The following is a 7,703-nucleotide window of genomic DNA, read 5'->3' as shown; positions in this document are numbered from 1 at the left end:
CCGTGTGTGGTGTGGAGCCTAGACACCTCCACCACACCGGAGGTCTCCGCCATGATCAAGACCCAGCACCGTTAACAACGCTCGTGGTCAATACACCTAGCCGATGCGGACCGGGGCCTGGTCCGCCGGACCGGCCCGGGGAACCGGTTCGCCGTCTGTTCCGTCACAGCCGCATCAGCCAATGCGGCGAGGGCGAAGGAGCAAGCGGTGACCACCGAACAAAGCGACACATCACGCGGCACACGGCGGCGGCCGGCCTGGGCCATCGGCTCGATCGCGGCCGCCGTCCTGCTCGCGGGCGGCGGTACGGCGTACTGGGCGTCGGCCGCCTCCGGCGACGGCAAGGCGGGCGCCCGTACGGGTGACAGCGCGGCCTCCGCGCCCCGCGTCGCGCCGAGCCCCTCCGGGCCGGGCATCGCCCCCGGCGAGCCGGACCCGCACGGAAGCGGGGTGACGTACCGGGCCGACGTGAAGCTCCCCGACGCCCCGGCGAGCGCGCCGTCCTTCGCCGCGACCGGCGAGGTCACTTCGGAGGAGGCGGCGCGGCTCGCGACGGCCCTCGGCCTCCCCGGCACCCCGCGGCTCACCGGGGAGACCTGGCTGGCCGGGGAGGGCGCCGACGGCTCCGGACCCCGGCTCACGGTGAACCACAAGGCCCCCGGGACCTGGAACTTCTCACGCTTCCAGGGGACCGGCGGGGCCGGTGACGACTGCAAGCGCGGCAAGGACACCTGCGGCCCGGCCACCCTCCCCCAGGCGGGCGGCGCGGACGGCGACGGCGGCGCGGCGGCCAAGGGCGGCACCCCGGTGAGCGAGGAGGCCGCCAAGGCCGCGGCCGCCCCGGTGCTGGCGGCGCTCGGCCAGAGCGGGGCCGCGGTGGACGCCCGGCTCACGCAGGGCTCCGTGCGCGTGGTGACGGCCGACCCGGTGATCGGCGGGCTGCCCACCCAGGGCTGGTCCACGAAGATCAGCGTGGGCGCGGACTCCCGGGTGGTGGCCGGCGGTGGCGAGCTGAAGGCGCCCGTACGCGCGGCGGAGCAGCCGGTGGTCGGGGCCGTCGAGGCGCTGGCCCGGCTGAACCGGTCCTCGGCCGGATCCGGCGGTACGGACCCGGGGCCCAGCGGCTGCGCGACCTCGGTCCCGCTGACCCCGGACACCCCGGTCGGCCCCGGGGACACGCCGCCCTGCAACCCGGAGCCGCGGCCGATGAAGCCGCCGCGGACGGAGACGGTGAAGGGGGCGGTGCTCGGGCTGGCCCCGGGGACCGTGGAGGGCGCGCGCGGCCTGGTGCCGGCCTGGCTGTTCGAGGTGGCGGGCGCCAACGGGGGGCCCGGCCGTACGGTGGCCCAGCCGGCCGGTGAGGACGCCACGGCCGTGCCGTCGGCCCCCAAGGGCGGGCGGACGGTGCCGGGGGTCTCGTACCAGGAGGCCGACCGGAAGCTGACCGTGAACTTCTGGGGCGGGGTGTGCAGCACGTACGCCCTGGAGGCCCGGGAGGAGGCCGGATCCGTGATGGTGCGGATCACGGACACCCCGAACGAGCCGGGCCGGGCCTGCATCATGCTCGCCCAGGACATGACGGTGTCGGCGACGCTCCAGCAGCCGCTGGGTGAGCGCAAGGTGATCGACGCGACCTCGGGCAAGCCGCTCCCCCGGCAGTAGCCCGCCGCGCACGACGGAGGCCCCCGGCGCTCATGGCGCCGGGGGCCTCCCGTGTGTCCGTGCTCGCTACAGGCTTAGCTGAAGGAGTCGCCGCAGGCGCAGGAGCCGGTGGCGTTGGGGTTGTCGATCGTGAAGCCCTGCTTCTCGATGGTGTCGACGAAGTCGATCGAGGCACCGTGCAGGTACGGGGAGCTCATCCGGTCCGTGACGACCTTCACGCCGTCGAAGTCCTTGACGACGTCGCCGTCGAGGGAGCGCTCGTCGAAGAAGAGCTGGTACCGCAGGCCGGAGCAGCCACCGGGCTGGACGGCGACGCGGAGCGCCAGGTCATCGCGGCCTTCCTGCTCCAGCAGGGTCCTGACCTTCTCGGCGGCGGCGTCGGACAGGAGGATGCCGTCGCTCACAGTGGTCTTGTCGTCCTGTACGGACATCTGCATTCACTCCCGAAGTGGGCGGCTCCCCACCCAAGGCGGGGAAACGTCGGACTCTTGCCGTCGATGGCAACGAGCGGGGCCGCGGATTCATTCCGGACCCGACGCATGTTTCAGATTTCCATGCTCGCACACCGTCGCGGGGAGGTGGACCTGACGGACCCGGAGCTTCGTCCCGGGCGAATTCGTCACATCGACACTATCGGCATCGTCAAAGTGACGTGAAGCGGCTATCATAGATAACGTCAAATAGACGAGAAGTCGAATCCGGCTTCAGAAGCCCTGCTTCGGAAGTCCCTTGTCGCGGAACAGAAAGGGTGCGTGTCGTGACCACCGCCCAGCCTTTGGACGTCCAGCCGACGCCCCTTGCCCTGCTGCTGCTCGGCCGTGAGGCCGACCCCAAGAGCGAGCGCGGGGTGGAGTGCCCCGGCGACCTGCCGTCGCCGTCGGACCCGGACCTGGTCGCGCGCGCCCGCGCGGCCAAGGAGAAGCTCGGGGACAAGGTCTTCATCCTCGGCCACCACTACCAGCGTGACGAGGTGATCGAGTTCGCCGACGTCACCGGCGACTCCTTCAAGCTCGCCAAGGACGCGGCCGCCAAGCCGGAGGCCGAGTACATCGTCTTCTGTGGCGTCCACTTCATGGCGGAGTCCGCGGACATCCTGACCTCCGACGACCAGAAGGTCGTCCTGCCGGACCTGGCCGCCGGCTGCTCGATGGCCGACATGGCCACCGCCGAGCAGGTCGCCGAGTGCTGGGACGTGCTCACCGAGGCCGGCATAGCCGACGCGACGGTCCCCGTCTCGTACATGAACTCCTCGGCCGACATCAAGGCGTTCACCGGCAAGCACGGCGGCACCATCTGCACCTCCTCCAACGCGAAGAAGGCCCTGGAGTGGGCCTTCGAGCAGGGCGAGAAGGTGCTCTTCCTGCCGGACCAGCACCTGGGCCGCAACACCGCCGTCCGCGACATGGGCATGTCCCTGGACGACTGTGTGCTCTACAACCCGCACAAGCCGAACGGCGGCCTGACCGTCCAGCAGCTGCGCGACGCCAAGATGATCCTGTGGCGCGGCCACTGCTCCGTGCACGGCCGGTTCTCGGTGGACTCGGTCAACGACGTGCGCGCCCGCATCCCCGGCGTGAACGTCCTCGTCCACCCCGAGTGCAAGCACGAGGTCGTCGCGGCCGCGGACTACGTCGGCTCGACGGAGTACATCATCAAGGCGCTGGAGGCGGCCCCGGCCGGCTCCAAGTGGGCCATCGGCACCGAGCTGAACCTCGTCCGCCGCCTGGCGAATCGATTCGCCGCGCAGGACAAGGAGGTCGTCTTCCTCGACAAGACGGTCTGCTTCTGCTCGACGATGAACCGCATCGACCTCCCCCACCTGGTGTGGACCCTGGAGTCCCTGGCAGAGGGCACCCTCGTCAACCAGATCCAGGTCGACAAGGAGACGGAGAGCTTCGCGAAGCTCGCCCTGGAGCGCATGCTCGCCCTCCCGTAGCCGTCCCCCCCGCCGTACGCCGAAGGGCCGCCCCCTCGTTCGAGGGGGCGGCCCTTCGGCGTTCGCCGGACCGTACGTCAGACCCTGGCCGGGGTTTCCTCGTCCGAGGACTCCTCCGGGGCCGGGACCACCGTCAGCCGGGCCGTGCGCCTGGCCTCGCGCTTCGCGCGGCGGCGCTCCTTGCGGAGCTCGATCATCGTGTAGAGGGTCGGCACCAGGAGCAGCGTCAGCAGGGTCGAGCTGACCAGGCCGCCGATCACGACCACCGCGAGCGGCTGCGAGATGAACCCGCCCTCGCCGGTCACGCCGAGTGCCATCGGGAGCAGGGCGAAGATCGTCGCGAGGGCCGTCATGAGGATCGGGCGCAGGCGGTGCCGGCCGCCCTCGATGACGGCTTCGACCACGCCCAGCCCCTGGGCCCGGTACTGGTTGACCAGGTCGATCAGGACGATCGCGTTGGTGACGACGATGCCGATGAGCATCAGCATGCCGATCATCGCCGGGACGCCCATCGGGGTGCCGGTCACCAGCAGCAGGCCGAGTGCGCCGGTCGCCGCGAACGGGATCGACACCAGCAGGATCAGCGGCTGGACCAGCGACCGGAACGTGGCCACGAGCAGCATGAACACGATCGCGATGGCCGCGAGCATGGCCAGACCCAGGGAGGCGAACGCGTCGGCCTGGTCGGAGGAGACGCCGCCGATGGTGGCCGTGGCCCCTTCGGGCAGGTCGAGCGCCTTGATCTTCGTCTGCAGCTCGGCGCCGATGGCGCCGGTGTTGTCGCCGACCGGCTTCGCCGTGATCGTGGCGGCGCGGGCGCCGTCGATCCGGGTCATCGAGACCGGGCCGGGCACCTCCTTGACCTCGGCGATGTCGCCGAGCTTGACCGGGCCGACCGGGAGCGCCTGCAGTTCGGCCAGGGTGGTGGCCGGGTGCGCGGACTTGATGACGATGTCCCGCTCGGTGTTGTCCAGTACGGCCTTGCCCGCCGGGGTGCCCCGTACGGCCTGGGCGACGACCGCGCCGAGGGCCGCCTGGTTCAGGCCCGCCTCGGCCGCCTTCGGGGTGGCGGTCACCGAGATGCGCGGAACGGACTGGGAGAGGTCGCTCTGTACGTCGGTGACGTCGTCGAGGGTGGCCACCTCGGCCCGGACCTGCTCGGCGGCCTTGGCGAGGACGTCCGCCTGGCCGGCCTTGACGACCACGCTCAGGTTCTGGCTGCCGAAGCCGCCGCCCGCCGAGATGCTGGTGTCGCCGATGCCGTCGAGCTTGCCGAGGGCGTCCTCGATGCGCTTCTTGACGCCCTCGGAGTCGCCGGAGTCCTCCAGGGTGACCTGGTACGAGGCCTGGTTGGAGCCCGTACCGCCGCCGAAGGCGGCCAGGAAGCCGGAGGAGCCGACGGTGACCTGGTAGTCCTTGACGCCCTTGACCTCGGTCAGGGCCTTCTCGACCCGTCGGGCGGCGGCGTCGGAGGCGGTCAGCGAGGTACCCGGGGGCAGCTGCTGCTTGACCGTCAGGACGCTCTGCTCGCCCTGGTCGAAGAAGTTGGTCTTCAGCAGGGGCGCCATCCCGAAGGTGGCGACGAGGACGACGACCGCGACGGTCAGGGTGGCGATCCGGCGGCGCGTGACCAGGCCCAGGGTGCGTACGTAGAAGCCCTGGAGGCGGCTCTTCGCCTCCTTCTCCTCGGCCTCGCGCCGCGCCTTCGCCACGCTCTCGGCGTTCGCCGGGTCGATGCCCTTCGGGGTGCGCAGGAACCAGTACGAGAGCACCGGAACGACCGTCAGGGAGACGATCAGCGAGGCCAGCAGGGCCGCGGCGACGGTGAGGGAGAACGGGCCGAAGAACTCGCCGACCATGCCTCCGACGAAGCCGATCGGCAGGAAGACGGCGACGGTGGTGAGCGTGGAGGAGGTGACCGCGCCGGCGACCTCCTTGACGGCGGCGACGATCGCGGCCTCGCGCTCCTCGCCGTAGCCGAGGTGGCGCTTGATGTTCTCCAGCACCACGATCGAGTCGTCGACGACGCGGCCGATGGCGATGGTGAGGGCGCCCAGGGTCAGCATGTTGAGCGACAGGTCACGGGTCCACAGCACGATCAGCGCGAGGACCACGGACAGCGGGATGGAGACCGCGGTGACCAGCGTCGAGCGCAGCGAGGCCAGGAAGACCAGGATCACGATCACCGCGAAGAGCAGGCCGAGCAGGCCCTCGGTGGTGAGGCCGGAGATGGACTTGGCGACGGGCGGCCCCTGGTCGCTGACGACGGTCAGCTCGGCGCCGGAACCGAGTGCGGAGCGCAGCTCGGGCAGCTTGTCCTGGACGGCGTCGGAGATCGCCACCGCGCTGCCGTCCTTGTCCATGGTGAGGACGAGGGCGAGGCTGGGCTTGCCGTTGGTGCTGGTCAGGGAGACGGCCTTGGCGGGCTCCTGCGTGACGGTGGCGACGTCGGCCAGGCGCACGGCCGGCTTGCCGGGGCCGGCGCTCAGGCGCAGGTCCTGGAGCTGGGCGAGGGAGGTGTAGCCGCCGCCGACGCGGACGGTCCGGTTCTTGCCGGCCTCGTCGAAGGAGCCGGCGGGGACGGTGGCGCCGCCCGCCTGGAGGGCCTGGGCGAGGGCGCCGCCGTCGAGGCCGGCCGCCGCGAGCTTGGCGTTGTCGGGGGTGACGGCGACCTGGAGGTCCTGGACCCCGTCGACGCTGACCTGGCCGACGCCGTCGATGTCCTCGAGGACGGGGACGACGGAGCGGCTGAGCTGGTCGGCGAGCGCCTGCTGGTCCTTGTCCGAGGTGACGGCGAGGACGACGGTCGGGATGTCGTCGGTGGAGCCGGCCACGACCTGCGGGTCCACCTCCGCGGGCAGCCGTACGCGGGCCCGGTTCACGGCCTGCTGGACGTCGGCGACGAGCTGCTTGGTGCCCTCGTCGCCGTAGTCGAACTTGGCCATGATGAGGGCGTTGCCCTCGCTGGCGGTGGAGGTGATGCCGGTGATGCCGTCGACGCCCTTGAGGGTGGCCTCGATCGGCTCGATGACCTGCTTCTCCACCACGTCGGGCGAGGCGCCCTGGTAGGGCGCGAGCACGGACACCATCGGCAGTTCGATGGACGGCAGCAGCTGCTGCTTGAGCTGCGGGATGGCTATGGCGCCGAAGAGCAGTGCGGTGATCGACACGAGGCCGATCAGCGCTCTTTGGGCCAGGCTGAAGCGGGACAGCCAGGACATGGGTGGGATCTCTCTGCAGTGGCGTGGGCGGGGCGGGGCCTGAAGGCCGCGGGCCTTCAGCCTTCCGTACGCCGGGGCGGTGCTGCGTCGCCCCCAGGTCCCGCGTCCTTATCTGCCGCATACCGCGTCCGCAGTACACGCACGTACTCCGCGGCCGCGCCCCTCTCAGTCGGCCCGGGGCCGGACCAGTCCCGATTCGTAGGCGACGACCACCAGTTGGGCCCGGTCGCGGGCGCCCAGCTTGGCCATGGCCCGGTTCACGTGGGTCTTGACGGTGAGCGGGCTGACTTCGAGCCGTCCGGCGATCTCGTCGTTGGACAGGCCCGCGGCGACGTGGACGAGCACCTCGCGCTCGCGGACGGTCAGCGCGGCGAGGCGCTCGGCGTGCGCGGCGGGGGCTGCGGGGTCGGCGCCGCCGCCCTGGGCGAGGAAGGTGGCGATGAGCCCTTTGGTGGCGGCCGGGGAGAGCAGCGCCTCCCCGGCGGCGGCGACGCGGATGGCGTTGAGGAGCTCGTCGGGCTCGGCCCCCTTGCCGAGGAAGCCGGAGGCGCCGGCCCGCAGGGACTGGACGACGTACTCGTCGACCTCGAAGGTCGTCAGCATGACGACGCGGACGGCGGCGAGTTCAGGATCGGCACTGATCATGCGGGTGGCGGCGAGCCCGTCGGTGCCGGGCATCCGGATGTCCATGAGGACGACGTCGGGCCGGGTCTGGCGGGCGAGCGCGCAGGCCTGGGCCCCGTCGGAAGCCTCCGCGACGACCTCCATGTCGGGCTCGGAGTCGACCAGCACCTTGAACGCGCTGCGGAGCAGGGCCTGGTCGTCGGCGAGCAGCACCCTGATGGTCGTCGGCGTCTCTTCCACGCCCCGCACCCTACGCGGTC

The 7,703-nt window shown here is 71.6% G+C and carries 5 protein-coding genes; 2 read left to right on the top strand and 3 right to left on the bottom strand.

The window, feature by feature from the left end; all coding sequences use genetic code 11:
* The first annotated feature begins 207 nt into the window (after positions 1–207).
* Positions 208–1,662, top strand: a complete 1,455-nt coding sequence (locus K7B10_RS28400; RefSeq protein ID WP_229340336.1) for a hypothetical protein — start codon at positions 208–210, stop codon at positions 1,660–1,662.
* A 74-nt stretch (positions 1,663–1,736) separates the two neighbouring features.
* On the opposite strand, the gene erpA is transcribed toward K7B10_RS28400, so the two are convergent.
* Entirely contained in the window at positions 1,737–2,093 is a 357-nt protein-coding gene (gene erpA, locus K7B10_RS28395) for an iron-sulfur cluster insertion protein ErpA (RefSeq protein ID WP_030010511.1), read from the bottom strand.
* Between the two features lie 317 nt (positions 2,094–2,410).
* Between erpA and nadA the strand changes: the two genes are divergently transcribed.
* Positions 2,411–3,598 carry a quinolinate synthase NadA gene (nadA, locus tag K7B10_RS28390; protein WP_229340334.1) on the top strand — a complete coding sequence of 396 codons (1,188 nt, stop codon included), beginning with the start codon at positions 2,411–2,413 and terminating at the stop codon, positions 3,596–3,598.
* 77 nt (positions 3,599–3,675) lie between these two features.
* Here the strand turns inward: nadA and K7B10_RS28385 are convergent, their stop codons facing one another.
* Together K7B10_RS28385 and K7B10_RS28380 are read right to left on the bottom strand one after the other, a co-directional pair.
* Positions 3,676–6,819, bottom strand: coding sequence for an efflux RND transporter permease subunit (locus K7B10_RS28385; protein WP_229340332.1), 3,144 nt, complete (start codon positions 6,817–6,819; stop codon positions 3,676–3,678).
* 165 nt (positions 6,820–6,984) lie between these two features.
* Positions 6,985–7,683, bottom strand: coding sequence for a response regulator (locus K7B10_RS28380; RefSeq protein WP_229340330.1), 699 nt, complete (start codon positions 7,681–7,683; stop codon positions 6,985–6,987).
* Between the last annotated feature and the right edge of the window lie 20 nt (positions 7,684–7,703).

It is taken from the genome of Streptomyces flavotricini, from assembly GCF_020639365.1.
GTDB classification, from domain to species: Bacteria; Actinomycetota; Actinomycetes; order Streptomycetales; family Streptomycetaceae; genus Streptomyces; species Streptomyces flavotricini.
This window is presented reverse-complemented; position numbering and strand designations above follow the sequence as displayed.